Source organism: Brevibacillus sp. 1238 (assembly GCF_029892995.1).
GTDB lineage: Bacteria > Bacillota > Bacilli > Brevibacillales > Brevibacillaceae > Brevibacillus > Brevibacillus parabrevis.
In genome coordinates this window covers 126576-151912 of the sequence record NZ_JARXWC010000010.1, presented here as the reverse complement: position 1 = coordinate 151912, position 25337 = coordinate 126576, and the positions used below count along the sequence as shown (strand labels likewise).

28 protein-coding genes and 1 pseudogene are annotated in these 25337 nt (G+C 52.6%); 24 read left to right on the top strand and 5 right to left on the bottom strand.

What is annotated here, in order from left to right:
* Positions 1-98: 98 nt before the first annotated feature.
* On the top strand, positions 99-275 hold the full coding sequence (locus M2298_RS20875; protein WP_167470310.1) for a hypothetical protein: 177 nt from the start codon (positions 99-101) through the stop codon (positions 273-275).
* A 91-nt stretch (positions 276-366) separates the two neighbouring features.
* Here the strand turns inward: M2298_RS20875 and M2298_RS20870 are convergent, their stop codons facing one another.
* Complete coding sequence (locus M2298_RS20870; RefSeq protein ID WP_280649046.1) at positions 367-963, bottom strand: TetR/AcrR family transcriptional regulator; 597 nt, start codon at positions 961-963, stop codon at positions 367-369.
* 19 nt (positions 964-982) lie between these two features.
* Entirely contained in the window at positions 983-1993 is a 1011-nt protein-coding gene (locus M2298_RS20865; protein WP_122964782.1) for an LLM class flavin-dependent oxidoreductase, read from the bottom strand.
* Positions 1994-2215: 222 nt separating this feature from the next.
* Here M2298_RS20865 and M2298_RS20860 point away from each other — a divergent pair, with 222 nt between their 5' ends.
* The 5 genes and pseudogenes from M2298_RS20860 (at position 2216) to M2298_RS20840 (ending at position 5003) form a co-directional block, all read left to right on the top strand.
* Positions 2216-2539, top strand: a complete 324-nt coding sequence (locus M2298_RS20860) for an ArsR/SmtB family transcription factor (protein ID WP_173599600.1) — start codon at positions 2216-2218, stop codon at positions 2537-2539.
* 85 nt (positions 2540-2624) lie between these two features.
* Positions 2625-3610, top strand: a pseudogene (arsB, locus tag M2298_RS20855) (ACR3 family arsenite efflux transporter).
* Positions 3611-3623: 13 nt separating this feature from the next.
* A complete protein-coding gene (gene arsC, locus M2298_RS20850) occupies positions 3624-4049 on the top strand; it encodes an arsenate reductase (thioredoxin) (RefSeq protein ID WP_122964785.1) in 426 nt (141 codons plus the stop codon).
* A 153-nt stretch (positions 4050-4202) separates the two neighbouring features.
* Positions 4203-4502: an ArsR/SmtB family transcription factor gene (locus M2298_RS20845; protein ID WP_122964842.1), complete on the top strand. Its 300-nt coding sequence runs from the start codon at positions 4203-4205 to the stop codon at positions 4500-4502.
* Between the two features lie 51 nt (positions 4503-4553).
* Positions 4554-5003, top strand: a complete 450-nt coding sequence (locus M2298_RS20840) for an ArsI/CadI family heavy metal resistance metalloenzyme (RefSeq protein ID WP_122964786.1) — start codon at positions 4554-4556, stop codon at positions 5001-5003.
* Between the two features lie 135 nt (positions 5004-5138).
* Here the strand turns inward: M2298_RS20840 and map are convergent, their stop codons facing one another.
* Positions 5139-5885: a type I methionyl aminopeptidase gene (gene map / locus M2298_RS20835; RefSeq protein WP_122964787.1), complete on the bottom strand. Its 747-nt coding sequence runs from the start codon at positions 5883-5885 to the stop codon at positions 5139-5141.
* A gap of 136 nt (positions 5886-6021) precedes the next feature.
* On the opposite strand from map, the gene nadE reads away from it, so the two are divergent.
* From nadE to M2298_RS20820, 3 genes are all read left to right on the top strand, one after another.
* On the top strand, positions 6022-6774 hold the full coding sequence (gene nadE / locus M2298_RS20830) for an NAD(+) synthase (protein WP_122964788.1): 753 nt from the start codon (positions 6022-6024) through the stop codon (positions 6772-6774).
* 1 nt (position 6775) lies between these two features.
* The gene (locus M2298_RS20825) at positions 6776-7597 is read left to right on the top strand and encodes an MBL fold metallo-hydrolase (protein ID WP_280649045.1); all 822 of its coding nucleotides are present in this window, start codon (positions 6776-6778) and stop codon (positions 7595-7597) included.
* 66 nt (positions 7598-7663) lie between these two features.
* Entirely contained in the window at positions 7664-7885 is a 222-nt protein-coding gene (locus M2298_RS20820) for a hypothetical protein (protein WP_063230062.1), read from the top strand.
* A gap of 165 nt (positions 7886-8050) precedes the next feature.
* On the opposite strand, the gene M2298_RS20815 is transcribed toward M2298_RS20820, so the two are convergent.
* The gene (locus tag M2298_RS20815) at positions 8051-8539 is read right to left on the bottom strand and encodes a DUF2062 domain-containing protein (RefSeq protein WP_173597793.1); all 489 of its coding nucleotides are present in this window, start codon (positions 8537-8539) and stop codon (positions 8051-8053) included.
* Positions 8540-8748: 209 nt separating this feature from the next.
* Between M2298_RS20815 and M2298_RS20810 the strand changes: the two genes are divergently transcribed.
* The 7 genes from M2298_RS20810 to M2298_RS20780 all read left to right on the top strand — a co-directional run bounded on the left by M2298_RS20810 (position 8749) and on the right by M2298_RS20780 (position 16169).
* Entirely contained in the window at positions 8749-9375 is a 627-nt protein-coding gene (locus tag M2298_RS20810; protein ID WP_122964791.1) for a DedA family protein, read from the top strand.
* A complete protein-coding gene (locus M2298_RS20805; protein ID WP_122964792.1) occupies positions 9372-9890 on the top strand; it encodes a YkvA family protein in 519 nt (172 codons plus the stop codon). Before M2298_RS20810 ends, M2298_RS20805 begins: the two co-directional genes overlap by 4 nt.
* 16 nt (positions 9891-9906) lie before the next feature.
* Positions 9907-10857 (top strand): 3'-5' exoribonuclease YhaM family protein, encoded by a 951-nt coding sequence (locus M2298_RS20800; protein WP_122964793.1) that lies wholly within the window; start codon positions 9907-9909, stop codon positions 10855-10857.
* Between the two features lie 157 nt (positions 10858-11014).
* Positions 11015-12565 carry a YcdB/YcdC domain-containing protein gene (locus M2298_RS20795; protein ID WP_217023099.1) on the top strand — a complete coding sequence of 517 codons (1551 nt, stop codon included), beginning with the start codon at positions 11015-11017 and terminating at the stop codon, positions 12563-12565.
* Positions 12566-12750: 185 nt separating this feature from the next.
* Complete coding sequence (locus tag M2298_RS20790; protein ID WP_122964795.1) at positions 12751-13743, top strand: hypothetical protein; 993 nt, start codon at positions 12751-12753, stop codon at positions 13741-13743.
* On the top strand, positions 13740-14012 hold the full coding sequence (locus M2298_RS20785; protein ID WP_063230068.1) for a hypothetical protein: 273 nt from the start codon (positions 13740-13742) through the stop codon (positions 14010-14012). Before M2298_RS20790 ends, M2298_RS20785 begins: the two co-directional genes overlap by 4 nt.
* 81 nt (positions 14013-14093) lie before the next feature.
* Positions 14094-16169 (top strand): YecA family protein, encoded by a 2076-nt coding sequence (locus M2298_RS20780; RefSeq protein WP_173597791.1) that lies wholly within the window; start codon positions 14094-14096, stop codon positions 16167-16169.
* Positions 16170-16226: 57 nt separating this feature from the next.
* Here M2298_RS20780 and M2298_RS20775 read toward each other — a convergent pair whose 3' ends face one another.
* Entirely contained in the window at positions 16227-17444 is a 1218-nt protein-coding gene (locus M2298_RS20775) for an MFS transporter (RefSeq protein ID WP_122964797.1), read from the bottom strand.
* A gap of 249 nt (positions 17445-17693) precedes the next feature.
* On the opposite strand from M2298_RS20775, the gene M2298_RS20770 reads away from it, so the two are divergent.
* The 8 genes from M2298_RS20770 to M2298_RS20735 all read left to right on the top strand — a co-directional run bounded on the left by M2298_RS20770 (position 17694) and on the right by M2298_RS20735 (position 25290).
* Complete coding sequence (locus M2298_RS20770; RefSeq protein ID WP_122964798.1) at positions 17694-18647, top strand: carbohydrate kinase family protein; 954 nt, start codon at positions 17694-17696, stop codon at positions 18645-18647.
* A 55-nt stretch (positions 18648-18702) separates the two neighbouring features.
* A complete protein-coding gene (locus M2298_RS20765) occupies positions 18703-18840 on the top strand; it encodes a hypothetical protein (RefSeq protein WP_167470311.1) in 138 nt (45 codons plus the stop codon).
* A gap of 295 nt (positions 18841-19135) precedes the next feature.
* Positions 19136-20608, top strand: a complete 1473-nt coding sequence (locus M2298_RS20760) for an LCP family protein (protein WP_173597790.1) — start codon at positions 19136-19138, stop codon at positions 20606-20608.
* 210 nt (positions 20609-20818) lie between these two features.
* On the top strand, positions 20819-21130 hold the full coding sequence (locus M2298_RS20755) for a hypothetical protein (protein ID WP_005828950.1): 312 nt from the start codon (positions 20819-20821) through the stop codon (positions 21128-21130).
* An 86-nt stretch (positions 21131-21216) separates the two neighbouring features.
* Positions 21217-21684 carry a hypothetical protein gene (locus M2298_RS20750; protein WP_173597789.1) on the top strand — a complete coding sequence of 156 codons (468 nt, stop codon included), beginning with the start codon at positions 21217-21219 and terminating at the stop codon, positions 21682-21684.
* Positions 21685-21906: 222 nt separating this feature from the next.
* Positions 21907-23910 carry an NADPH-dependent 2,4-dienoyl-CoA reductase gene (locus M2298_RS20745; RefSeq protein WP_280649044.1) on the top strand — a complete coding sequence of 668 codons (2004 nt, stop codon included), beginning with the start codon at positions 21907-21909 and terminating at the stop codon, positions 23908-23910.
* 165 nt (positions 23911-24075) lie between these two features.
* Complete coding sequence (locus tag M2298_RS20740) at positions 24076-24372, top strand: hypothetical protein (RefSeq protein WP_122964802.1); 297 nt, start codon at positions 24076-24078, stop codon at positions 24370-24372.
* A 69-nt stretch (positions 24373-24441) separates the two neighbouring features.
* Entirely contained in the window at positions 24442-25290 is an 849-nt protein-coding gene (locus M2298_RS20735) for a YtnP family quorum-quenching lactonase (RefSeq protein ID WP_122964803.1), read from the top strand.
* The last annotated feature ends 47 nt before the right edge of the window (positions 25291-25337 follow it).

Here is a 25337-nt window from a genome sequence, read left to right as displayed (position 1 = left end):
CAACTGGCTGAGGAAAATTATTGGCGGAAATCCAGTCAACTTCGGCATCCGGGTGCATAACATGTAAGGTGGAGAATGTACATAGGGAGGGAACGGCAGTGTATCTCGGCGTGTTCGATTTGAATCAGCGTCTGGAGCAGACTCGCAAAGTTTTGCGGGAAAAGCAGCACCTGAAAAAGCTGATTGAAGAAGACATCCAAGAGCTGGAGAAAGACGTAAAAGCCTTGGAAGAAATGACCAACAAAGAGAAGTACGCAACAAGCGGCCAGCATTAAGGATGCGCGTAAAAAAGGATGCGGGCTTGTGAAAACAGAGAAAGTGGCGACCGCCCAAACGGCAGTCAGCCACTTTTTTGCGTATTGCCTTTTATTCGCGAAGCGCGGCGTCGAGCAGCTTTTCCACAATCGTCGGCACCATCCGGATGGCGGCGCTGTCTGTTCCGTACGTCTGACTGTCGGCGTACGTTCCTTCCATCAACAGCATCAGCGTGTAGGCCAACTCACATGGATTCGCGGCACCAAGCGCCGTTGTGCGTTCCAGGAAGGCATCCGAAATCCGTTTCTGATGCGTGCAAACCAGTTCGCGAACCGGATGGGCGGTGTCGGGAAACTCGATCGAGACGTTGATGAAGCAGCAGCCACGAAATTCCGGGGAAGACGCCCTGGCAGCCAGGTCGGCAAAAAACTGGATCAATTGCTCCCGAGGCTGGTCGGGATGCTTGGCCATGCTTTGCTCCCACTCTTGCCAGAAAACGGTCTGCTTCTTTTGCATGTAGGCCAAAATCAAGTCTGACTTCGAGGAAAACTGGCGGTAGACGCTCATTTTGTTCAGTCCGGCACGTTCCACGATAGCGTCTACACTGACGGCATGGATGCCTTCCTGGTAAAACAGTTCCTCTGCTGCGTTCAAAATGATTTCTTGCGCTTTGGCGCGGGGCACCCTGGTTCGTTTGCTTGTGGTCATGGCAGCGTCCTGCTCTCTGTTACGATTTCCAAATATCCGCGACGATCTCGAAAGAACGCACCCGATCGGCGTGGCGGTACATTTGCGTCGTAATCATCAGCTCGTCCGCCTGGGTCGCTTCCAAAAGCTCAGACAGTTTGCTTTTCACGGTATCCGGGGCGCCCACGATTGAGGAGCGGAGTTGGGCCTGCACCGAAAGTTTCTCAAACTCGCTCCACAGCTCATCCATATTGTCCACGGGCGGCTGGATCGGTTTCAAGTCGCCGCGCACGAGGTTGAGAAACGCCTGGTAGTGCGAGGTGGCCAATCGTTCGGCAAGCTCGTTTGTATCAGCCGCCATCACATTGACGCCCACCATCGCGTAAGGCTCGGACAATACCTCGGAAGGGCGGAAGGCGTGGCGGTATGTCTGCAAGGCAGGCAATGTGTAGTTGGGGGAAAAGTGTCCGGCAAAAGCGAAGGGAAGCCCGAGCAACCCAGCGAGACGCGCGGAAAAATCGCTGGAGCCGAGCAGCCAGATCGGAATGTTCAAGCCTTCGCCGGGAATGGCGCGCAAGGCACCGGGAGCATCGCTCGTACGCGGACGCAAATACTCGCGCAGTTCTTCCAAAAGCTCAGGAAAGTCATCCCCGCCAATCCGCAGGTCGCGTCGCAACGCACGCGCCGTCCGCTGATCTGCTCCGGGAGCGCGGCCCAGCCCGAGATCAATCCGCCCCGGATAGAGCGATTCGAGAGTGCCGAACTGCTCCGCGATGACGAGTGGGGCGTGATTGGGCAGCATAATCCCGCCGGAGCCAACGCGCATTGTCGATGTCCCTCCCGCGATGTGGCCGATCAGGACAGAGGTAGCAGAGCTGGCAACGCTGGGCATGGCGTGGTGCTCCGCGAGCCAGTAACGGTGAAAGCCCCACTTCTCGACTTTTTGGGCGAGGTCAAGGCTGTTTTGGAACGACTGGGCAGCTGTACTGCCTTCTACAATAGGAGCGAGATCCAGCACAGACAGCGGAATATCGCGCAATGTTTTTGCCATGGAAAGGGAACCCTCCTTTTGGGGTGTCAGAATGTTACTGGTTAGTAACAAACGTACTTGCATCTTACGGGGAGGGGAGGCTGCTGTCAATGTTTCGATCGGCTGTGGCAGCACATTTGCGATCTGGTTCCAGTGTAAAGGATTTGTAAAGAAACCCGTAAAAACGATTCATAACCTTATAGTTATATTATACTATTTGTGAAGAGAGGAGGGATATGGAGCATGGACATTTTGGAGTTGGCAGACAGTCTAAAAGCGCTGGGCGATCCCACGAGGCTGAAGATGATTGCTTTATTGAAGCTCCGGGACTTTTGTGTTTGTGAATTTGTTCCGATCTTCAAAATTTCTCAGCCAGCGGTATCTAAGCATGTCGGGCGGCTCAAGGCTGCTGGATTTGTCACGGAAACTCGAAAAGGCCAGTGGGTGATTTATTCCTTGAATCGAAGCAGATTGGCAGAAGTAGGATACGGATTGAGTCAATTGCCCGACCTTTCTGCCGAGATCGAGGAACTTGGTAAGCAAGGTTTGCTAGTGACGTGCGAGTAAGAAAGGAGGGGCAAAAGTGGGTAAACACACAGGAAAGCGCTTGTCTTTCCTAGATCGCTATTTGACCGTGTGGATATTTCTTGCTATGGCATTCGGAATTGGAGTCGGCGTTTTCATTCCTGATACGGTTGCCATCCTGAATCAATTTCAGGTCGGAACTACATCTATTCCGATCGCAATCGGGCTCATTTTGATGATGTATCCGCCGCTTGCAAAGGTGCGCTATGAAGAATTGGGGCGGGTGTTTCGCGACGGGAAAGTGCTGGGGTTATCCCTTGTACAGAACTGGGTGATTGGTCCGATTTTAATGTTTGTGCTAGCGATTGTTTTCTTGCAAGGCTATCCCGAGTACATGGTAGGTCTCATGATGATTGGGCTCGCTCGCTGCATTGCAATGGTCATTGTATGGAACGATCTTTGTAAGGGAGACACTGAATACGCGGCGGGACTGGTTGCCTTCAATTCAATCTTTCAGGTCTTGTTCTATTCCGTTTATACGTACATTTTCATTACAGTTTTGCCAGAGTGGTTCGGTTTGCAGGGGATGGTGGTTGACATAACTGTCGTTGAAGTAGCCAAAAGCGTCTTTATTTATTTGGGGGTGCCGTTTCTTGCAGGGATGATCACACGCTATACGCTGGTCCACCGAAAAGGGCGTACCTGGTACGAGAGCGTGTTTGTCCCAAAAATCAGTCCGATCACGTTGATCGCTCTGCTGTTTACGATCATTGTCATGTTCTCGATCAAAGGGGACGTCATCGTCGCGCTTCCGCTGGATGTTGTGCGGATTGCGATTCCACTGTTGATTTACTTTGTCATTATGTTTTTGGTGTCGTTTTCATGGGGAAAAAGGCAGGAGCTCCTTATCCAGTAACCTCTACGCTGGCGTTCACCGCTGCAAGCAACAATTTCGAATTGGCCATCGCTGTTGCCGTGGGCGTCTTTGGGCTCCACTCCGGGGCTGCGTTTGCTGCGGTGATCGGCCCACTGGTAGAGGTGCCCGTGATGATTGCACTCGTGAATTTGGCACTTTGGTTTCAGAAGAAGTATTTTCATCCAGGCCAAAAGTAAAGGAGAGTCCAACATGGTTAACAAAGCATTCGTCTATTTTCTTTGCACGGGCAACTCTTGCAGGAGCCAAATGGCCCACGGTTTTTTACAAGCGCTTGGCGGGGGAAAGTACGAGGTGATGAGTGCGGGGCTAGAAGCGCATGGGCTGAATCCCCGGGCTGTAGATGTGATGAAAGAAGCAGGAGTAGATATCAGCCATCACACTTCCGACAAGATTGATCCTGTCATTTTGAAAAAAGCGGATTACGTCATTACGTTATGCGGGCATGCAGATGAGAATTGCCCTTTGATCCCGAACGAAAACGCAATCAAGCTGCATTGGGGGTTCGATGACCCAGCCAAGGCAACAGGGACAGAGGAGGAAGTAAAGGAGCAGTTCCGAACCGTTCGTGATGCCATCAGGAAGCGTGTCGTCCAGTTCGTGGAAGCAGGAAAATAACATGAAATGCCCCCGGTTCTCGGATAGGTAAGCGGGGGCATTTTCCAATATCAAAAAAAATTGATGTAATCCGTTGCTTTTGCAAGATTTTGGTGATACAGTTAATACATCAAAAAAAGTTGATGCAGGTGAGACAGGATGAAGCAAGGAGATATAAGCGGGACATTTGAACAATATGAAGCCAAATTTAAAGCTCTTGCGGATCGGAAGCGACTGCAAATCATGTACGAACTGACGCAGCGCGGCAAGGTTTGTGTATGTGATTTGGCAGAAGTGATGGATATGGCACAGTCCAAACTGTCCTATCATCTCAAGATCCTTCTCGATGCCAATCTCATCCAAAAAGAAACGGATGGAACATGGAACTACTATCAGCTAAACGAAACTCAGATCAATCACCTTCTTTCCGAAGAGCTTTGTTGTGTGTTCCGGTCTAGCAACACTTGTTGCTAAAATTTTTTTATTCAAAACATCAAAATTTTTTGATATTGAGGAGGAACAGTCATGTTGTATGCTCATATTGGGATTAACGTAACAAATCTGGAGAAGTCGATCGCGTTTTACTCTAAGCTGTTTGACGCTGAACCTGTCAAAGTAAAGCCTGATTACGCGAAGTTTCTTCTGTCTTCTCCAGCTTTGAATTTTACGCTGAATGTAAGCCGTGAAGTGACCGGGAATCAAGTGAGCCACTTTGGATTTCAAGTCGCTTCGACAGAGGACGTCCTCATCCATAAAACACGTTTGGAGAAGCGCAATCTTTTTTCGAATAAAGATGAAAGGAACATTACCTGCTGTTATGCAACCCAGGATAAATTCTGGGTACACGACCCGGATGGAAACGAGTGGGAGTTCTTTTACACGAAAGCAGATGCAGATACTCATAGGGAGATTGCAGCAGTTTGCTGCACGCCTGAATCCGAGAACGGGAATGAGGAGACAAAGAGCTGTTGCTGATGGCGAAATGGGGGAGGGCCATATGAAAATGGCGAGAATGTAGATTTACCATAGCCAGCGGAGTCAAGGGAGTGAGGTGAGGCAAACCCTTGACTCGTTGGCAGATGGATTGAGCAATGCAACTGAGTCCTGTACTTATTGCTTCGTCAATATAACCGGCCCGTTCGCCGTAATAGCAATCGTGTGCTCGTACTGGGCAGACAGCTTGCCGTCGCGGGTTCTGGCCGTCCAACCGTCGGCATCGACAGTGGCGTGGTAGGTGCCGATATTGAGCATCGGCTCGATCGTGATGACCATGCCTTCTTTCAGACGCTGCCCCCGTCCTGGAGGGCCGAAGTGCGGAACGAACGGCTCCTCGTGCATTTCCTGTCCGATTCCGTGGCCGGTAAAGTCGCGTACAACCGAGTAGCCTTGTGCTTGGGCGTACGTTTGAATCGCGTGGGAAATGTCGCCGATCCGGTTGCCGACAACCGCTTGTTCAATGCCCAGGTACAGTGATTTTTCCGTGACTTCCAGCAGCTTTTTCGCTTCCGGTGAGACGGTGCCCACTTCGTACGACCAGGCCGAATCCGCCAGCCAGCCGTTTTTGCGCACAACCATGTCGATCGTGACGATATCTCCATCGCGCAGCGGTTCCTTTTTCGGGAAGCCGTGGCAAATCACGTCGTTAACGGAAGCGCAGGTGGCGTACGGGTAGCCGTGGAAGCCTTTTTGCTCCGGTGTTGCGCCGTGGCTCGCCAAAAACTCTTCTACAAATTGTTCAATTTCCCAAGTGGTTAGCCCAGGACGAATCATCTTCGCAATCTCGCGATGGCAGGCAGCCAAAATCTTGCCTGCTGCGTGCATCAGTTCGATTTCTTCGGGTGTCTTGAGGATAATCATCGACTCTCTCCTTGTCCTCGCGTAAGTTCAAATGCTCTCTATACAGTATACAGTGTAGACCTGTTTGGGGCTAATTGCCACAGTGAAAACGGCATGGTAGGATGAGGAAGAACTAAACAACCTGGGGGTAGGTAGCGTGGACAAGTTTCAAGAACATCTGGCGAACTACCAGATTCATGTAAAGGACGATATCGAAAAACGCGTCGCATTTATTCGCGAGCAGATTGACGGAAACGGGCTGGGCGGCGTAGTCGTAGGCATTTCCGGCGGGATCGACAGCGCCGTAACAGCGGCTTTGTGCGTGCGTGCCCTGGGCCGCGAACGAGTCGTTGGCATCTGGCTGCCAGCGTATTCGCAAAACGTTCACGCCGAAGATTCACAGCGTTTGGCTGAAGCGATCGGAATGAATTTGCATACAGTCGATGTCGGAGCTGCGTACGATGCGCTTGTTCCAGCTATTGAAGGAGTGCTCGCGCTCGACGACAAGACAAAAGGAAATACAAAAGCGCGCCTGCGCATGACCGTGCTGTACGCCGTAGCTAACCAGAAAGGCTATCTGGTTGCCGATACGTGCAACCGCAGCGAGATTCATGTCGGCTACATGACAAAAGGCGGAGACGGTCTGGCTGACTTCAACCCGGTAGCGAGCCTGACCAAGCACGAAATGCGCATTCTCGCCGCTGCACTTGGCGTGCCGGATGCGATCATTACGAAAGCTCCTTCCGCCGATTTGTGGGAAGGCCAAACGGATGAGCAGGAAATGGGCTTTACGTACGAAGACCTCGACCGCCTGCTGATTACCGGAGAAACCAGACCGGAAGCAAAAGAGCGCATCGATTACTTGCACCGCATATCCGAACACAAACGCAACCTGATGCCAGGTATTTAAGATGAGCGATTACAAGCTGTTTACGAGCTGCCTGTGGCAGACAACGAGTGCGGTCGTTTCGACGCCTGACCGACTGTATTTGTTTGACCCGGCCTATTTTCCGCACGAGATCGAGGCGATTGCCGAGTATGTGCAAAGTGCGCGAAACGGACGGGAGCTTGTTCTCGTCTTGACGCATGGCGACTGGGACCATATTGTGGGCTATCCCCGATTTGCCGATGCCAAGCTGATTGGGCACAAAAAGATTACCGACCCTGAGCGGCTTGCCAAAAAGCTGCAGAAGGCGAGGAAGTTTGACGGCTCGTATTATGTGAATCGTCCGTACGAGCTGAATCCTCCCGCGTTTGACAAGCTGGTCGAGCAGGTGGAAGCATGGGAAGAAGTGCGGTTTATCCCGGTTCCCGGCCATACGGTTGATCAGCTGGCGACGCTCTTTTGCGAGCAAAAACTGCTGGTCGTCGGCGACATGCTTTCCAACCTGGAATTTCCGTTTGTGGACGACAGCAGCGCGTACTTGTCGAGCTTGCAAGCGATTGAAAAGCTGGTCGTGGACGGCGAGGTTGAAGAGCTCATTCCGGGGCACGGCGTCCCGGCAAAAGGGCGCGAGTCAATTTTGCACCGGATCAGACGGGACCAAGAGTATTTGCTTGCTGCCCGGAAGCTGATTTTCGAAGGCGTAGCGGCGGGGATGGGCGAGGAAGCGCTGGCTGAGAGCTTTCGGCAAATCTCTTACGACGGTGCGCCGATCGGCCAGTATTTGCAAGATTCCCACGAGCAAAACCGCATCGTGCTGATGAAGGAAGCTGTTTCACTGACAGGTTGATTATTAGGCAGTTTTGTACGATAATAGAAGTTACGCACAAAACTTTCTAGGAAAGAGGTGGAACAGATGTCGACGACTGAATTGATGCTGAGAACGAGCCTCGAAGGCCGCGTGAAACGTACGTTGCAAACGTATTTCCGCCGTCCTAACGACGTGTTGGTAAAAGAAAGCCTCGGAGCGAACGGCCTGTCCCCGGAACAAGTGGAAGTTACGATGGAACTGTTGAAACAAGACGCTACTGTTGCAGAAATCATCGAGCAACTGCGGGATAAAGGCTACTTGGCGTAACGCAAGATTGCGTACATAAAAAAGACCGGACGGACAAGAAATTGTCAGTTCCGGTCTTTTTTATACAGATATAAGATTCTTGTCCAGTATAAGTGCAACTAAGGCTGCGCCGCAGGCTTGGCGCAGCCAAGTTTTCTAATGCGAAGCGGTGGAGCCGCCGAATTTTCAGGGAGAGGTGCGGCCGTGGGTCACGGAGCGGCGCAGTTTTTTCCGGCGATACATCAGAAGAGCGCCATGTACCAAAAAATAGCTGGCGACTGCGACGACCATGCCCATAATCGCGCTTCCTGTGAAGTAGGCCAACCCTTTTTCTTTCATCCAGACAAGCCATTGCGGCCACGCTTCGTGCGGAGGGGCGGGGGGAGACTGTAACGGTTTTCCGACAAAAGCGTACCCAATATTGTAGTTCACGACCATGAAGATAGGCAGCACGAGTTTTCCGATGACAAACGCGATCAAACCCGCAGGCAGGCTAGCGCGAAACAGCCTGACCAGCGGAAAGAGCAGCAAAAAAGCGAGGCCGAAGGTGGGCAGGGTAATGAACTCGACAAAAATCCCGACGGAAAAGCCGCGGGCGACAAAAGAAGGCGCCCCTTTCATTCTGATCAGCTTGTAGTATTCGAATTTCAGTTTGCGGTACAGTTTGTTCCACATAGTTGCCTCTCTTTTGTCTGAACTCATGTTCTGTTTTTCCCAAAAAAGGCTTCGCTTGGGGGAAGCCAATTAACACAAGTATGTCCAGTTCTCCTGGCAAAAATTGATACCCCTTTGTCCACGCCGACCGAGAGGAGCGTTCATTTGTGAATGCTGCTATCTTTTGGCATAATGGAGAGGGCAGACCCGCAAGAAAAGTGGTGGAAGTTATGGCAGAAGTGATGACTACATTTGGCGACTACATTGCGCAATACGGATACGGAGCCTTGTTTGGCTTGTTTTTTCTGGGAATTTTGGGGATGCCGCTGCCAGAAGAAACGCTGCTCGTTTTTTCCGGTTTTCTGGTTTCGACAGGTCAACTGGCTTATTGGCCTACTTTTCTCGTCTGCTTTCTCGGCTCGATATCAGCGATGACGACGGCCTACTGGATCGGGCGAAAGCTGGGCTTCCCTTTTTTAGAGAAGTACGGGAAGCGGCTCGGCATGGGGTACACCGTCTACAAAAAAACGGAAGAATGGTTCAATCGGGTAGGAAAATGGGCGCTGCCGCTCGGCTATTTTATCCCTGGCGTGCGACAGTTTACCGCCTACTTCGCGGGAATTACGAGACTTCCGTTTCCGACATTTCTGCTGTACACGTATACGGGCGGCCTGTTTTGGAGCCTGTTGTTCGTCACCTTGGGCTGGCAGTTGGGAGAGCGCTGGGATGAACTGTTCGATCTCATCTCGCGCAATCTGGCTATATTCTTTATCGCATTGTTTGCAATCATTGCCGGCTGGTCTTATTTGCGGCATCGGGCAAGTTTGAAGAAACAAAAACGGAGGGGAATGCAATGAGTGAAGAGAATCGGCAAGACAATAACCTGCCAGTGATTCGCGAGCCTGAGCAGTTGGTTCCGCTACAATTACCCGAGGTGCATCAGCGTTTCTACGACAAACTGCGGGCCAAAATCGAAGCTTTCATCAAAGACAAAGGCGTCAATGACACGGCAGCGAACTATATTTTGTTGGCGCCGGATCTGTTCGTGCTGCTCGCCCGTCTGCTTCTGGACAAGCGGGTAGGCGTTCAGTCCAAGGCGATTGCCGGGGTGGCGGTCGCTTATTTCATCACGCCGATCGATTTTATCCCGGAAGCGCTCGTCGGCGGCGTCGGGCTTTTGGACGACGTCGTTTTGGCAGTTTACGCCCTGCGGCGAATTTTGGTGGACGTGGATGAAAAAATCGTGCGCGAGCATTGGAATGGCAAGGAAGACTTGCTCGGTGTCATTACGAAGGTCGTGAAGTCGGCAGATGACCTCGTTGGCAAAAAAATCGTGAAAAAGCTGGAAGAGACACTGTTCCGAAAAAAATAAACAGGATGGGACACGAATGACAAAATATTTGCTGGATTATCAAGAGGGAGAGAGAGTCGTCGCCTTTTGCCTGGTGAAAAGCAAAGAGGCTGGCGTGGCGAGCAACCAGAGCGAGTATTTGAATCTGGAGCTGGGAGATCGCTCCGGCACGCTCATGGCCAAGCTGTGGGATGTCAGCCCTGAAATGAAAGAGTGGATCGCCGTAAAATCTGTGGTGAAAATCGACGCCGCCGTCCAGATGTACCGCGGGAAAAAGCAGCTGGTGATCCAGCGCATTCGCCCGGCAGCCGCATCGGATGAAGTGTTGATGGAGTCGCTGATCCCTGTATCCCCGGTTCCGGTGGACGAGCTGTGGACGAAGCTCATGCAGACGGTAGACAGCTTGAAAAGCGACACGCTGCGAGCGATTATCCGCGAGGCGTTGGCCACGGAGGAAATCAGCGAGCGGCTGAGGCAGTACCCGGCAGGGGTAAAAATGCACCACAATTACTACCACGGACTGCTGGAACATATCGTTTCCTTGCTGTCAGCGGCGCAAAGCTTGCTTCCGCTCTATCCGCAGGTCGATAGAGATGTCCTCTACGCCACTTGCATCCTGCACGATATCGGGAAGCTGTACGAGCTGTCAGACCCGATTGCGCCGGACTACACCACGCCAGGCCAGCTGATCGGCCATCTGGTGATGGGCGTCGAGATGGTCAGCGGCATTTGCCGCAAGCTGGACATTCCGCTCGGAGACGCCGAGGTGCTTCATCTCAAACATTGCATTTTGAGTCATCATGGGGAAGTGGAGAACGGCTGGGGAAGCGCCGTATCCGGCAAGACTCCGACGGCTGTCTTGTTCCATTACCTGGACCAGATCGACAGCAAAATGAACGCACTCGGGCAAACACTCGCCGACATGGGCGAGGAAGACGAGTGGGCGTACGCAGGTGTGCTCAGACGAAAAGTTTGGCGAGGCTACTAATCGTCATCTGGCAGCATGAAAAAGGAAAAGCACCAAAACCAGAAAGCCAACTGCTCGAATCAGGCAGTTGGCTTTTTTGTGCCGAACAAATTTTCTGAAACCTTTTCCTTCCTGTACCGTCTTACTACAAGATTGGCTTGCAAAGGAGGAGTTTGCTATGAAAAAAAGCAGCAAAATGATTGAAGTAATGCTGGTGGCGACAGTTCTCGCCGTGCCGGGAGCTGCGATTGGAACAGCGGCACCTGTCTATGCCTATGACGGCAAATCTGATCTCGAAGTCATTCCGCTGCCTGACGATATACGCAAGCTTTTGGTCGATTTGAAGGAAGATTACGTGCCGCTTTTGTCCGACCTGCACGTCGATGCGATCGGAAAAGGCAGCAAGTCCGAGACGATCCTTGCTCTGTCCGACCGAAAAAGCGTGATTACCGCAAATATTTTTCTCGATCTCGTCGTCGATGCAGATGGAAACATTACTTCCTTAAAACTGAATGGCGCCGACCGTGATCAGCAAAAGTGGGACAAACAAGCAACCTACAAAAAGCTGACGGATTTTATTCGCGAGAACGTGCCTGACCATATCGTCATAGCGACACAGCCCATGCTCTCTACAGAGCGGAAAGCGGGACTCGACCGCCTGGCAGTCGTGCCGTTTTATCCGGTGCTCAACGGCGTCTGGGTGAAAAAGGAGATGGGTCGCGCCTATATCGATGCTTCGGGACAGATTGTGCACTTTTGGCAAGAGAAAAAGAAGCTTCCACTGGCAACGGAGGTAGCTGACCCGAAAAAAGCGATCGCTCTGGAAAAGGCGGCGAGCGCGTGGGGCAATGACCTGGACGTGCAGCTTGTTTACGATACCGCTGCGGGCAAGCTCGTATACGAGCCGGTCAAGCTCCCGGTTGTGGATGCCCTGACCGGAGAAATCGTCCCGGAAGTCACTGTCACGGCAACGGAAACCGTCAAGCTGAAAGGAACCGCTGGCAACTCAAGCTGGGGCGATCGCACTAAAATGGAAGAGTGGCTTGCGAAGAACTTCGCGCTGAAAATGAGCAGCCTGACATTCGAGGCCCCATCCGTGAAACAAAAGAAACGCGACACCGATCTGTACGAGTGGAACGCGAGAATGTACCAGAGTGCCTCCGTGCTGGTAGAGCGGAAATCGAAGTCATTGCTTGCCTTTTCCCTGGATGGCTCGGCCCAAAGCGAACGGGAAAAACCGCTGAGTGAAGATGAAGCAAAAGCGTTGGCCCTCCGTTTTGCAGAAACGAATTTGTTGTCCAGGGAACAGAGCTTTGTGGTCAAACAAACCCGCCCGGTTGACTACTTGCCCGGATGGGCCGATCAAAATGTGGTGCGGCCGCTCTACCAGTACGATTTTTATCCCGAGGCCAATGGAATCCGCGCGAAAACTCCGCTGTTTACCATCGAAGTAGACGCGAAAAAAGGGAACGTCGTCAAAGCAAAGGTGAACGAAACAGCCGCGATGCCAGCCGCGTTGGACAAACAAGGGGTCATCGGTCAGGAGCGAGCCAAAGAGATGTTGCTGAAGCATGCTGCTTTGCGCCTTGCGTACTTCTATCCGCAGATCGGCGGGCAGACAGCTGCCACTCCGCAGCTCGCGTATGTGCCGACGGCGGATACGGAAGCGTTGCAGGTGGAAGCCAAAACAGGCGAAGTAGCGGGCAACTGGCGTGAGCTGACCGAGTAACCAAAACAGGCAACGACCCGGCGTGGCTGTGTGCTGCCGGGTTGTTTGCATGGATTGTCCCATGCCTTTCTTTTCAAAATAGACAAACACTTCACAGCTAGTAGGATTTTTTTGCTTTTTGTAGAATATCTTCTTGATTCCCATTTGATTTGGCAAAAATGCCGATCACGAGAAGGAGAAAGTGCATGAAACGGCCAACCTATACCCTACCAAGTATTGTCAAAAAGGTGTTCCGGTCCGGCGAGCGCTCCCTCCCACGTACGGAGATTTGCTCCCGGATGGAAGTGAATGAGCTGACGGCTTTTTTGGATCTGGATAGCGCGACACTACTTGATAAAGTGTTGAAGATGGAGCAGTCGCCTGTACGGATTGCCAGCTCGGAGGCGATCGTGGAGATCACTTACCAGCCGCATCAGGTGTACGATTTGGCGCACCGCTTTTTGCGCGATACCCAAACGCCTAAAAAGCTGGAACAGATCGTCGCTGAGTTGCGCCGTCAGACGCAGTTTGGCTGGAATCAGATCCTTCGCATGTTGCAATTGGAACGCGACCCTCGCTTTGTTCAGTATCAAGGCGACGACCGATGGTTCCTGGCAGAGTGGACGCAGGCAAACGACCAAGTCTACGATTTTTGCCGGGATAACGGCATCACGCACGTAGCTGCCCGCTCGCTTGTCCATTTTCTGGAGCAAGAGGTGGGGATCGCCGGGGATGCCGCTTTTCTGCCCCTGCTGGATGACCGATTCCGGGTCGAGGGAGAAACGCTGTATATCATTGTTCGCAGTGAGGAAACCGATGAGGAGCTGGCTGCGGAAGAAATCGCAGCGGCGGACTCTTCTGAATCGATAGCCGTCATCGAGAATGAAACAGAGGAAGTTGCACCCGAAACAGCAAGCCCGTTGCATCAGGAACCGAAACAAGAAGAAACAATTTTTACCAAGGAGGAAACGAACATGACAAACGCTACGAATGTACGAGTGCTGGAGGAAGTACAACAATTGCTGCAAGAAGCAATCAGCCGCCTGGAAGGCCGCAATCAGGAGATGTCCCAGGAAGTCGTCGCGCATTTCCAACAAAGCAATATGCAAGCTATAGAAGTGCTGATGAAAGAGAAACATAAGCATGAGCAAATCGTACTTGGCATTCAGCAAGTACTGGCAACCAGTGAGCAACAATGAGTAAACTTGAGGCCATGATCCGGTTGGAACAGCGATTTGATTTGCTGCGCGACATCATCGCGAGTTATCGGATTCGCCTTCAAGACATGGAGCGGGAAGTGGTGGAACTTTTTGCCGCCAACCAGCTCTCTGCTATATCTACATGCATGAGCGAAAAGCAGCGCATCGTCCGCTTGATGAACCGTCTGGAGCTGTTTATTTCCCAGTGGGAAGGCAACGGCGATGTGGGAATCGCACATGAGCCAAAACGAGAACACTTGAACACATGATGGAAAATGCGGTAATATAGGGGGATTGTGTAGGATTCCCCGCGCATGCCGCGTGGGATGGAAAGGAGATCCAAACCCTCTATGTCAGTAGGAAGAAACGAACTGTGCCCGTGCGGGAGCGGAAAAAAATACAAGAAGTGCTGCGGAGTCGTTACACCGATTACCGAACTGCGCAGCCGTCATGAACAAAAATTGCAGAAAGAATATGCAGGCTGGGTCGAGCGTCTGAACCATTTCGTAGGTGGCAATGTCACCAGCGAGACCATTTCCGAAGCGCGCAGCCGTTTTGCAGCAGAAGTGGGCTTGACCGAAGAAGAAGTCACGCGTCCAGAGTGGGCTGCGCATTTCTTCAACTGGTGTGTCCTGGATGTGAGAACAGGCGGAAGCACGCTGCTGGAGAACTACATCAAGCAGCACGGCCGCCGGATGGAGCCTGACCTCCGTCGTGCTTTTGCAGGCTTGCATCTGAACGTATACGAGATCACGGAAGTAGACCGCGATGTCATGACGGTTCAACATCCGCTCACTTTGGAAAAGCATTACATTTTGCGTTCCAATAGCCTGAATGTCATGCCAGGCCAGATGATCGTCGGTCGCCTGTTGAACCTCGGCTTGCGCAACATGCTCTTTTCCGGCAGCATCATTTTGCAGCCGCATGTCAAAGAAAGCTTGCTGGAATGGCTGAATCAGCATCCGGAAGTGGAGCATGCGGCAGAAGACGCGGGCAAAAGAGTGTATACGACGGAGCTGTACCGTTTCATCGTTCAGTTCGGCGGGACAGAAACAGGCAGCGAACAGCCAGCATCTGGTCAAGGCACCTTGCTGCGCCGCACGTATGTGTTGCCCAATCGCGATCAGCTTTCCAAAGCGATCGAGGCCAATCCAGCTTTCGAGCTGAAAAAGTCCGATGGCGCCAAGGAAATCTGGGTATATGCGACACGCAAGGAAGAGCATCTGTTCCCGGCGCTGAAAGATGCGTTGCTTGAACTGTATGAAGTGCAGGCAGAGGCAATTTTGGAAGGCGACAAGCTGTATCTGGAAGGATACGCTTCGGAGCTGGAGGAAGTGGCGCAGCTGCTTTTGCTGCTCGCTTACGAAAAAGAGGAAGAGATTCGCGTCCTGACCTCGACTGGTTCCAGACTGTCCAAAGGAACCTTGTTCATTACGAGCCAGCCGACATTGCCGCCAAAAGTATTGCAATGGGCTGTGCAGACGTATTTTGCGGAAAAATGGCTGGTGAACCCGCAGGATGCGCTCGACGACCTGCCTCCTGTTTTGGTGGCGGCGTCAGACAGCAAAGAGCTTCACGCCAAGCTGGAAAGCCTCCTGGTGCAAATGGAACAGGATCACAAAGTAGGACAAGGCATTGCCCGTTTCATTCGGATGGACATGCTCCGTCCGCGCCTGAGCCTGTCCAATGCCAGCCTGCACGTGAACAACCTGCTCAACCGACCATTGATCGAAGGCTTGCCAGAAAGTGTGTACACCGTGCATCCTGACCGACTCGCTGACATCAATCGCTTCGTGCAAGAGATGACAGAAGGCAAGTCGGAAGCTACGGTCAAAAAATATGATGAGGTTATGAACAACTTCCGCTCTTTTGTCAGAGGCGCGTTTGGCCCTGCGTTTACCTGGGAGCAGCTGCGCAAGGAGGAGCTTGCTTATTTCCTCGTTCATGACATTTTTACCCGTGCAGATGCTGCGACGAAAACGTTGGCAACAAACCTGCTGTCTGTTCTGACCGCATTCTTCAAGTGGCTGGACAAGCAAGGAGCCAGTGCCTTGTACGCGAACATGCAGTCTTTGCTGGCAGAGCTGAAAGAGACGCTGCCAGAAGCATACCGTTTGCGTGGCGTACTGGAAAAGGAAGCCAATCAGAACTTGTACGGCAACACTTCCGCTCCGAAAGAAGTAGCAGAGGAAACGCTGCTCTTGCTGGATACAGCCGCAAACGGCTGGGTTGCCAAACGTCCTGATGGTGAAAAAATCACGTTGGCTATCGCTGCTGACGGAAAAGACGTGCTGGCGCCTGACTGGATGATTTCCGGCGTGTTTGGCAAAGGCGAGGATGGCAACTGGCGTCTGTACAGCACGCCTGAGCTGTATCCGCCAGCGATTGCCCATTTGCTGGGTGTGCCGACTGGCGTCTTGGTATAAAAACAAAACCCGAGGAATCGCTCCTCGGGTTTTTTCTTTTGACGCAAAAGCGTGCTGTTATTGCACCCACGATTGCAAGGTTTTGTCTTTCGGCAGCAAAAATCCGACCAGACCAATTAACGGGAGCACCGAGCAGAGGGTGATGACGAAGCCAAGGTCGAACATATCTGCCAGGTAGCCAAAAGCGAGAGCACCCATGCCGCCCATGCCGAAAGCCAAGCCAATAATCAAGCCGGACACGGTGCCGATTTTGCCTGGCAAAAGCTCCTGGGCATAAACAACGGTGACCGAAAAGCTGGACAGCATGATGAAGCCGCTTACGAGCAGAAGGGGAAAAGACCAGAAGCCGGAGACGTAAGGCGTCAGCAAGGTCAACGGCAACGCGCCGAGTGTCGAGAGAATCAGCAGATTGCGTTTTCCGAACCGATCCGACAGAGGGCCGCCAAAAAAGGTGCCGATGGCTCCGGCGAGCAGGAAGCCGAACACAACTAGCTGGGCGCTGGAATAATCCATATGTTTGACGTACATCAAGTAAAATTGATAAAAGCTCTGATAGCCCGCATTCATCCAGGAGCGGACGCTGACGATCAGGATGAGCAGCCACAAGGCGACGAGCCGCTGCTTTCGGTTCGTGTACGTCACGACCGCGGCAGCGGCTTTTTTCAGCCTTTGTTGACCGCGATACCACAGCGCCACGTAAAGCAGAACGCCGCTTGCCAAAACCGCCGGAAGCAAAAACCAGGCCGCTCCCGGCTGGCCGAGATTGGCGAAGACGAGAATCGTCATGAGCGGAGCAAGCGCTTGGCCTGCGTTTCCGCCGACCTGAAAAATCGATTGCCCCAAGCCGCGGCGCGGGCCGGATGCCTGATGCGCAAAACGGGACGCCTCCGGGTGAAAGACAGCGGAGCCGATACCGACACAGGCAACAGCGACGAGAACGAAGGAGTAGCTGCCTGCAAAAGCGAGAGCGAGCATCCCGAGCCCGGAGACGAGCAAGGCAAGCGGAGGCAGAAACGGCTGTGACTTGCGATCGGAGAAGTAACCGACAACAGGCTGCAAGACGGATGCAGTCAGGTTCATGACCAAAAGAATGAAGCCGACTTGTGTGAAGGTCAACGCCAGATTCTTTTCCACGATGGGAAGCAAGGCCGGAATGACCGCTTGCAAGCTGTCGTTCAGCAAATGAACGAGACTGATGGCAAACAGCATGCGATACACGGTAGGTGCTGCTGTTGTTGCCCCAGACGCTTGCAGCGGTGTCGATGTGGCACTCATGTCAGTTCATCTCCATTATTCAGAGTGGGAAAATCGTGCAGCTTCTTGTTCAGTGAGAAGTTGCCGTTGACTTTTTCTCACTGTAGCACGGATGGGCTGGAGGCGTCATCACTGTCTGGATGGAATATGCCGACGAGATATACGCTTCGTCTTCCACGATGAAGTTTTGGGATCGGTAGGTAAATGCAAATGCGTTGTCGAAAAGATGAAGGACGAGACCATGAGCAAAAGGCTGGGAGGAGTGCCGAAGTGCTGAAAGGGATTACCGAATACTGGCTATGCGTGGGTGGAGCCAATGTGGACGTGCAAGGAGTCACTTCTGCCAGATTGCTGCCTGGAACGAGCAATCCGGGGCATGTTCAGCAAGTGGCAGGCGGAGTAGCTCGTAATGTGGCAGAAAATCTGGGATGGCTTGGGGAAGAAGTACAGCTTTTTGCTCTTGTGGGAGAGGATGCTGACGGGGAATGGCTGCGGCAAGTGACGGCCAAAAGCGGAGTATCGACCCACGGGATGTTGCGGATTGCTGGCAAATCGACTGGCAGGTATTTGGCGATTCGCGATCTCGACGGAGAGCTGTACACAGCAGTGGCAGACATGGAAGTCAACGAGGCGTGGACAGAGGAGCTTGTCCGTCAGGCTATGGAGCGCCTGCCGCAAGCTGCCGGTCTGTTTATGGATGCAAACTTGCCCGTGCCGGTCATGCACGCCTTTTTGGAAGAGGCAAACAGGCTGGGAAAAATCGTTGCTGTCGATCCTGTCTCCGTGAAAAAGGCGGAAAAATGGCGGCCCTTTTTGCATGGGGTGCATGTGCTGATTGCGAGCATTGATGAGATAGAAATATTGTCCGGCCAATCGCTGCATTCCTTCAACGATGTGGAAGTATGCGCGAAACGATTGCTCGAACAAGGCGTGCGCCAGTTGATGATCAACTGCGGCGAAGCGGGCCTGTATTTGTGCCGGGAAGCCGAATCGATCTGGATCGCCGCTCCTCCTGCGCCGATTCGCGAAGCGGCATGCGACGCTTTTGCCGCGGGCATTCTTTTTGCGCAGCATCGGACGCCCCTGCTGCGGGAACAAGCGGCCTACGGAATGGCGCTTGCGGAAATGAGCCGCGACAAACATCGCCCTTACAATCTGGAACTGCTCATGCAGCGAAAACAGTCTTTTACTGGAAAAGAGATGCAAATTTTCGAGCGGGAATGAGGGTACATAGAACGGCGTACACTAATTGGGTATTTTGTCCCAAGGAGGAGTGTACATGGAAAAGAAGTCCAACGATGTGAACGGCAAGCAAGAAAGCCACGTGCGTCAAGGCGGCGATTCGCATCGCTCCAAGCAAAAGCAGCCGGATGGGCCAGTGCAAGGTTTTAGCCAGGCGCCAAAAGGTCTGCAATAAACAGCAAACCGATTGTGACCGCTTTGCCCAACGCAAGCGGTCACCTCTTTTTTCGGCAAAAAATGCCGGGACGTTTTTCACAGAAAAAAACTCCTCTATCGACAAAAACGGTAGGGGAGTTTTGCGTGAAAGGAACATTTTTCTACAAATGCAGACAATCCTATGGTACAATACCTGAATCAGATGATTACCAACAGAAGAAAATATTAGTTCATCTGGTTAAGTGGCACTGTTCCCAATTGTGCCTCCCTTTTCTTTTGTCAAAAAGCGTGCGCGAACAAGGAGATTGATACATATGCCAGAAACTGTTGCAAAAACACGCGCTTCTGCTCCGCGCAAGAAGAAGCAGCAGCCAACCCGTAGCCGGAAGCTGCGCAGATTCCTGACGATCTTCGCCTTGACGGTTCTGTTGCTGGTCGGCGGTGTCGCTGGAGCAATTTATTGGAAAATTGAAGACACTCTGGACGAAGTAACGAGCCCTGTAGAAAATGGTTTTACCTCTGAAGTATCCAAAAATGTGGACCCGGTCTATCATTCTGACAAGCCGATGTCCTTCGTCTTGCTCGGCTCCGATTCACGGCCAGAGACAGGCTCGATGAACACGGACGTGATGATTGTCGCGGTAGCCAACCCGGAGACGAAAAAAGTGACGATGGTCTCCATCCCGCGCGATACGCGTGTGAAAATTCCGGGATATCGCGATTATCACAAAATCAACTCGGTTTACGCCAACGGCGAGGCTGAGCGCAGACAGGCCGAGCGAAACAAGCAGACGCCGACAGAGGACGGAATTTCGCTCACGAAGAAAACATTGAACGAAATTTTGGGGATTCCCATCGAACATTACGTAGCGGTCGATTTTGATGGCTTCAAAGCTGTGATCGACGAGCTGGGCGGTGTCGAGGTCAATGTCGACCGCAAGCTCGTTTACGACGATCCGACTGACGATACGCACATCAACCTCAATCCTGGACTGCAGAAGCTGAATGGCGAGCAGGCGCTTGGCTATGTGCGCCACCGCCACGACAATCGGGGAACCAAGTATTACTCCAGCGATTTCGACCGCAATCGACGCCAGCAGGAAGTGATTCGTGCCGTCGTTGACAAGGTAGGCTCCCTGGATGGATTGACCAAAGTTTTCAACATCATGGACGTAGGGAAAAAGCATATACATACGGACCTGTCCAAAGAACAAATCAAGGGACTCGCGTACGACTTCAAAGGATTTAGCGCTTCGACGCTGACGACGCTGGACAACGGCGCTTATTGGCAAGGCGGCTATACGTTCCTGGAAAAAGAGAAGCTCGATCTGATTCGCGATTCCTTGCAAGCGGAAATGGGCGTGTCCGGCAATGTAGTAGCAAAGCTGAACAACTCCCCGACATTGGGATCAGGGGAATCAACTGTGTCGGCATCGAGCAGCAACCGATCGACCAAAAAGAAAACGACGGAGTCGGCAGCTTCGGCCAAGCCGAAAGCAAGCGAAGAGACGAAAAAGTCGACGGAACAGGAAGTCGCAGAGGGCGAGGAAAGCGTGACGGATGGAACGACTCCACCGCCAGATGTAGCGAATCCGGAACAGCCGGGCCAGACGACTACACCTGAGTCGCAGACGACAGTTCCGAATGGGACTGTCATCCAGCAGCCTCCTGCCGTTCCAGCAGGAAATAGCGGGACTACGGCACCACCTCCCGATATCGTTTCTCCGCCTGCAACCGGACAGGACGGCGGAGCACCAGCATCGAACCCGACAACGACTCCATCATAGCAAGCAGGCAAAGCACCCGTTTCTTGAAAAAGAGCGGGTGCTTTTTAATGAGGCTGGCAAAACGTTGCCAAGCCTTTTCTGTTTTCAATAGAACTTTTTTTATAAAAAATGAAACGAAAGGTTTAGAAAACACCAAATTCGTGGTACAATAATAATATGCTGATAAGACAGATTAATCAGAAAAATACTTACCTGACTGGAGGGATTTGGATGACGATTTTCTTGGTGAACCTGTTTCTGGTGATTGCCTTTGTGTACCTGATCAGCCGCCAACAAAATGAAGAGCTTGTGTACGATGAAGATTTTTTCCTCCAGAACCCCTCAGCGCTGGAAGAATATCAGCAAATGCCGATCGATTTCCAACACGCCTTTTTCCGCAAGCATAAAGAGTGGATCAAGGAAAAATATATGCGCGGGGAAAGCTACATTTTAGGCTATTGCCCAAACAAAGAAGTAAGACGCGCCTGGCTCTCTGAATTTATGAATCAAAAAAATATGAACAATACACCGACCCCTTCCTGAGCGAAGGGGTTTTTCGCGCACCGGGCAATCGTGCTATACTTCTAGCTGGATAGGGAATAACGCATTTACAGGAGGAACCATTTACCGTGCTGCAATTATTGGTAGAAAAACTAAATCAACTGCTGTCTACACGAGGGATGATTACGGATGTCGTTTTGCGTTCGGATCGCTCCTTGCTGGAAGACGAAGAAATGCGCGAGGTCATGATCACCTTCGCAAGCTCTTTTGAAGAGGAACAGCCGACGGCAACGATTCATCTTTTTTTGCTGGAAGACGAGCAGAGCTGCGAAGTTGAGGTAGAGATTCAATATCCGGGCAAACTCCAGGAAAAACAGGTTCAGGACTTGTGGGAGCAGGCGAGAGGGCGGGTAGCAGAATGCTCGGTTACCGAGAAACGCCGCTATACCGAGCCAGGCAAGCTGGTGGAGGCATCTGTACAGGTGGACTACCACTTTGTCGTGCAGACGCCAGAGCGTGCAGAGCAAGAGACCGCGCTGAACGAGACGCTGGAGCGGTTTGCAGCGGATTTGGGAGAGCTGGTCAAGCTGGGATAAGCCGGGACGAGCAAAGCGAAGCACAGGCCGGGAGGGACACCTCTCGGCTTTTTTTGCTTCCCGGTCTAGAAAGAAAGGCAAGCGGTTTGCTGCAAAGGCGGCAGGCGCTCCCCATGTTTTGTTTGTTTTGCGGAAACAGCGGGCAGGATTTGCGGGCAGAGATGCAGAATCGATTAAACAGAAAATGAATGAGCATTCATTCTTGTTTGAGGGGGTCCTATCATGAAGCTTGCAAATGTCCAACAGCCGATCCGGCTCGGAGCGATGACACTGCCGAATCGGATCATCATGGGCTCGATGCACGTCGGGCTGGAGAAGCTGCCGAACGGCGTAGAGCGCCTCGCAGATTTTTATGCGGAGCGAGCCAGCGGGGGAGCAGGATTGATCGTGACGGGAGGAGCGGCTGTGCTGCCGGAGGGTGGCATGGGTGAGGTCTACTGCAACGTGTTTCTCGATGAACATATCGAACAGCTCAGGATCATTACAGAAAAAGTGCACCAGCAAAAGGGCAAAATCGCGTTGCAACTGTTCCATGCGGGCCGCTACGCGTACAAAGAGGTGACAGGACTCGATCCGGTAGCTCCCTCGCCGTTGCAGGCGCCGATCAATCGCACACAGCCGCGGGAGCTGGACGAGGCTGGCATTGAACGGACGATTGCCGCTTTTGCCAGTGGTGCGGTGCGGGCGCAGAAAGCTGGTTTTGACGCTGTCGAAATCATGGGGTCGGAAGGGTATTTGATCAATCAGTTTCTCTCTCCTGTGACCAACCAGCGGCAGGATGAATGGGGAGGAGACTTTGGGCGGCGGACACGCTTTGGGGTGGAAGTAGCGAAGCGCGTGCGGGAAGCAGTTGGCCGTGATTTTCCTGTGTTGTTCCGAATGTCCGGGCTTGATCTGATTCCGGACAGCACCACGATCGAAGAAACGCTGCAATTCGCCCGGATGCTGGAGGAGGCCGGGGTTGACGCGCTCAATATCGGGATTGGCTGGCATGAATCGAAAGTGCCGACGATCTCCATGATGGTGCCGCGCGGAGCGTATGTGTGGGTCGCCCAGCAAGTCAAAGAGGCTGTCCACATCCCGGTCATCGCCAGCAACCGGATCAACGACATCCGTCACGCAGAAGAAATTTTGCAGGCTGGCCGCTGCGATCTCGTTTCGCTGGCCCGTCCGTTTTTGGCTGACCCGCAAATCGTCGCGAAAAGCGTTCAGGGACGTTTTGATGAAGTCAATACGTGCATCGCCTGTAACCAAGCTTGCCTCGATCATATTTTCGATGGCAAGGTCGCATCCTGTCTGGTCAACCCGATGGTCGGCAGAGAGGTGGAGTGGGCGTTGGCACAGGCAACTGTCCGCAAAAAGGTCGCGGTCGTGGGCGCTGGCCCTGCCGGATTGGAAGCAGCCCGCGTGCTGGCTGAGCGGGGGCACGAGGTTGTTCTGTTCGAAAAGCAGGAGCGCATCGGCGGGCAGTTGAACTACGCGCGACAAGTGCCAGGCAAGGCCGAATTTAACGAGACGTTGCGCTATTATCAGACGCAGCTGGTCAAGCTGGGGGTAGAAGTCAGGCTGGGCACGGAAGCGAGCGCGGACGAATTGGTGCGCGAAGGCTTTGCGGAAGTCGTCATCGCGACAGGCGTTGTTCCGCGCAGACCGGAGATTGCGGGCCAGGAGCTGCCGCACGTCGTCATGTACAATGAAGTGTTTGAGCACAAGGTGAAGGTCGCAAGCAAGGTCGTGATCGTGGGCGCAGGGGGAATTGCCTGTGACTTGTCCCACTTGCTCGTCCATGACGAGGTGATTTCACCGGAAGCAGCGGAGTATTTGCTCGCGTATCGGATTTTGGATGCCAAAGCTCTGCACAAGCTGCAAACAGGCAAAAGAAAGGTCTTCATGCTGCGCAGGGGCAAGCACGTCGGCACCGGGCTGGGCAAAACGACGCGCTGGGCGACTTTGGCCTATTTAAAGCAAAACGGCGTAGAGATGCTGACCGAGATCGAGTATAAGCGGATCGCCGAAGAAGGTGTGTACATTACCCGCAATGGCGAAGAGCAGGTCATTCCGGCTGATACGGTGATCATCGCGGCGGGAGCTACGCCGAATGATGCCTTGTATCACGCGCTTGCAGGACGCATTCCGGTGCATTTGATCGGCGGCGCAAAAGAGGCAGGGGAGCTGGACGCCAAGCGGGCGATTTTGGAAGGAGCACAGGTGGGAAGGGCGATTTGATGCCCTGCAAAAGTTTTTCTATTCCGAAAATACATTGGATCGTGTATGATGAAAAAAGTATGTCGTCTTTTTAGAACTTTTGTCGAATCGCTTTTCAACATACTTAAATTCTTGCACAATGGAAGCATACTGTTCAAATTCATTTGATTGGGGGCTTTCGCCTTGATGAACCATAACGGCATTCTATTAGGAAAGCGTTACTTCCTGTACTCCACTGCACCTGTAGCAGAAGTGGAGGGATGGACGTTTACGATTGCCCCGGGGTTTAAGATGATTGCAGGTGGTAGTGCTAACCCACTTCAGACACTTATCAGCGTTTACCGTGAAAATGAAAAGGTTGCTCAACTCGTGCTTCATCATAGACGTTCCGACTCAGATGTCACCGTGCAGGCCGTCTCCAGCGAGCTGCTGCTGGAAATCGCGCCAGCGACCAGAACTGTGAGTGTGGCAGAGAAGTTGTAAGGCACCCTGAGCAGGGTGCTTTTCGCTTTTTTCCCCTCTACATAGATACAGGCGAGGAGGCCGAAGAATTTGACAGCAAACGAATGGCAAGTAGGCGAGCTGCAACTTACGTGGCTCAGAGGCGGTTTGACCCAGCTCGACGGGGGAGCGATGTTTGGCGTGGTTCCCAAGCCGTTGTGGAGCAAACGCTATCCGCCCAACGAAAGCAATCAGATTCCGCTTCGGGCAGACCCGATTTTGATTCAGGCGTATGGCAAACGCATTTTGATCGAATCCGGCATGGGGAACGATCGGCTGACAGAAAAGCAGAAGCGCAACTTCGGCCTCGTGGAAGAATCGCAAGTAAAAGAATCGCTGGCGGCAAAAGGCTTGACGCCTGCTGATATTGATATCATCATCATGACGCACATGCACTACGACCACGCAAATGGACTCGTATCCGTACAGGACGGGCAGCATGTCTCGACTTTTCCGAACGCCGTCATTTACGTACAAGAGCAGGAATGGGCGGAAATGCGAGAGCCCAACATTCGTTCCCGCAATACATACTGGGAAGAAAACTGGCGCCCGATTGAAGCGCAAGTGCAAACATACGGCGACACGCTGGAGGTCGTTCCCGGCATTAGCTTGCATCACACGGGCGGCCACAGCCAGGGACATGCCATCGTCCGCATGGAAAGCGGCGGTCAACTGCTTTTGCATCTCGCAGACATCATGCCGACGCACACCCACCACAATCCGCTGTGGGTCATGGCGTACGACGACTACCCGATGACGTCGATTTTCGCGAAAGAAGAATGGATACTCGGCGGCATCCAGCAAGGAGCCTGGTTCACGTTTTATCACGACGCCGTCTACCGGGCGGTCAAGCTCAATGAAAAAGGCGAAATCATCGAGCACATCAAAATAGAAGCGTAAAGGCCGGGAGATCCCCGGCTTTTTTTTGCAAGTTAGCAGCTATCGAA

What these genes read in the sequence shown, in the direction of transcription:
- M2298_RS20870 (WP_280649046.1), bottom strand. Translation starts at nt 963, where the DNA reads ATGACCACAAGCAAACGAACCAGGGTGCCCCGCGCCAAAGCGCAAGAA.
- M2298_RS20865 (WP_122964782.1), bottom strand. Translation starts at nt 1,993, where the DNA reads ATGGCAAAAACATTGCGCGATATTCCGCTGTCTGTGCTGGATCTCGCT.
- M2298_RS20860 (WP_173599600.1), top strand. Translation starts at nt 2,216, where the DNA reads ATGGACATTTTGGAGTTGGCAGACAGTCTAAAAGCGCTGGGCGATCCC.
- arsC (WP_122964785.1), top strand. Translation starts at nt 3,624, where the DNA reads ATGGTTAACAAAGCATTCGTCTATTTTCTTTGCACGGGCAACTCTTGC.
- M2298_RS20840 (WP_122964786.1), top strand. Translation starts at nt 4,554, where the DNA reads ATGTTGTATGCTCATATTGGGATTAACGTAACAAATCTGGAGAAGTCG.
- map (WP_122964787.1), bottom strand. Translation starts at nt 5,885, where the DNA reads ATGATTATCCTCAAGACACCCGAAGAAATCGAACTGATGCACGCAGCA.
- M2298_RS20825 (WP_280649045.1), top strand. Translation starts at nt 6,776, where the DNA reads ATGAGCGATTACAAGCTGTTTACGAGCTGCCTGTGGCAGACAACGAGT.
- M2298_RS20820 (WP_063230062.1), top strand. Translation starts at nt 7,664, where the DNA reads ATGTCGACGACTGAATTGATGCTGAGAACGAGCCTCGAAGGCCGCGTG.
- M2298_RS20815 (WP_173597793.1), bottom strand. Translation starts at nt 8,539, where the DNA reads ATGTGGAACAAACTGTACCGCAAACTGAAATTCGAATACTACAAGCTG.
- M2298_RS20810 (WP_122964791.1), top strand. Translation starts at nt 8,749, where the DNA reads ATGGCAGAAGTGATGACTACATTTGGCGACTACATTGCGCAATACGGA.
- M2298_RS20805 (WP_122964792.1), top strand. Translation starts at nt 9,372, where the DNA reads ATGAGTGAAGAGAATCGGCAAGACAATAACCTGCCAGTGATTCGCGAG.
- M2298_RS20800 (WP_122964793.1), top strand. Translation starts at nt 9,907, where the DNA reads ATGACAAAATATTTGCTGGATTATCAAGAGGGAGAGAGAGTCGTCGCC.
- M2298_RS20795 (WP_217023099.1), top strand. Translation starts at nt 11,015, where the DNA reads ATGAAAAAAAGCAGCAAAATGATTGAAGTAATGCTGGTGGCGACAGTT.
- M2298_RS20790 (WP_122964795.1), top strand. Translation starts at nt 12,751, where the DNA reads ATGAAACGGCCAACCTATACCCTACCAAGTATTGTCAAAAAGGTGTTC.
- M2298_RS20785 (WP_063230068.1), top strand. Translation starts at nt 13,740, where the DNA reads ATGAGTAAACTTGAGGCCATGATCCGGTTGGAACAGCGATTTGATTTG.
- M2298_RS20780 (WP_173597791.1), top strand. Translation starts at nt 14,094, where the DNA reads ATGTCAGTAGGAAGAAACGAACTGTGCCCGTGCGGGAGCGGAAAAAAA.
- M2298_RS20775 (WP_122964797.1), bottom strand. Translation starts at nt 17,444, where the DNA reads ATGAGTGCCACATCGACACCGCTGCAAGCGTCTGGGGCAACAACAGCA.
- M2298_RS20765 (WP_167470311.1), top strand. Translation starts at nt 18,703, where the DNA reads ATGGAAAAGAAGTCCAACGATGTGAACGGCAAGCAAGAAAGCCACGTG.
- M2298_RS20760 (WP_173597790.1), top strand. Translation starts at nt 19,136, where the DNA reads ATGCCAGAAACTGTTGCAAAAACACGCGCTTCTGCTCCGCGCAAGAAG.
- M2298_RS20755 (WP_005828950.1), top strand. Translation starts at nt 20,819, where the DNA reads ATGACGATTTTCTTGGTGAACCTGTTTCTGGTGATTGCCTTTGTGTAC.
- M2298_RS20745 (WP_280649044.1), top strand. Translation starts at nt 21,907, where the DNA reads ATGAAGCTTGCAAATGTCCAACAGCCGATCCGGCTCGGAGCGATGACA.
- M2298_RS20740 (WP_122964802.1), top strand. Translation starts at nt 24,076, where the DNA reads ATGAACCATAACGGCATTCTATTAGGAAAGCGTTACTTCCTGTACTCC.